The organism is Verrucosispora sp. ts21, from assembly GCF_002879555.1.
GTDB classification, from domain to species: Bacteria; Actinomycetota; Actinomycetes; order Mycobacteriales; family Micromonosporaceae; genus Micromonospora; species Micromonospora gifhornensis.
Genome location: NZ_PNOZ01000176.1, coordinates 1 through 898 on the forward strand (window position 1 = coordinate 1; position 898 = coordinate 898).

At 68.2% G+C, this 898-nt stretch carries 1 protein-coding gene; it reads left to right on the forward strand.

All coding sequences use genetic code 11. The features are described 5' to 3' along the window. Positions 1-134 precede the first annotated feature (134 nt). The coding region (locus C1A38_RS30405; RefSeq protein WP_146017660.1) for a transposase at positions 135-898 on the forward strand (764 nt) is incomplete at its 3' end.

The following is an 898-nucleotide window of genomic DNA, read 5'->3' on the forward strand; positions in this document are numbered from 1 at the left end:
TAGCCTGGGTGATTCACGGTGATCGCCGAGATGCGCTGTTCGTCGGCGTGTAGATAAGCGGAAGTGCCTGCCCTGCAAGGGAAACTTGTGATTGCGACATCTACAGGTTTCTCTCTGGGGGAGGCACTTCCAAGGTGCAGCTTACGGCGTGGTCGAAGGATCTACGGGTCACCGCGGGCGGTTCAGGTGTGGTGTCGCACGTTGGTGCGGCGTTGCTGCGGTTGCTGGCGGATCGGGCCGGGTTGACCGCAGGGTTGTCGGCGGGGCTGGCCCGGGCCGGCTGGTGGCCGATGCATGATCGGGGTCGGGTGCTGGTCGACCTGGCGGTGATGATCGCTGACGGTGGGGAAGCCATCAGCGATATCGACGTGCTGCGCCACCAGCGTGAGGTGTTCGGGCCGGTGGCCTCGGACACCACGGTGTGGCGGGCCCTGGACGAGATCGGCGCGGTGCAGTTGCGGCGTATCGCCAAGGCCAGGGCGAAGGTCCGCGCCCGGATGTGGCAGCTGTTCGGCGGCCCGCCGGCGGCGAGGGCGGCCGGGCGGGACATCGGCACCGGCGTGGTGGTCCTGGACGTCGACTCCACGATCGTGATCACACACAGCGACAAGGAAGGCGCTGCGGCCACCTACAAGCACAGCTTTGGTTTCCACCCGATCCTGGTGACCTGCGACAACACCGCCGAGTTGCTCGCGGTGAAGCTGCGGCCGGGCAACGCCGGCGCGAACACCGCCGCCGATCACCTCGACGTGCTCGCCCAAGCCATCGCGCAGGTCCCCGCGAAACACCGCCGGCACCTGCTCATCCGCGGTGACTGCGCCGCGGCCACCCACGCCGTGCTCGACTGGCTCCACGAGCAGGACAGCAAACGCGGCCGGCGGGTCGAGTACTCCCTCGG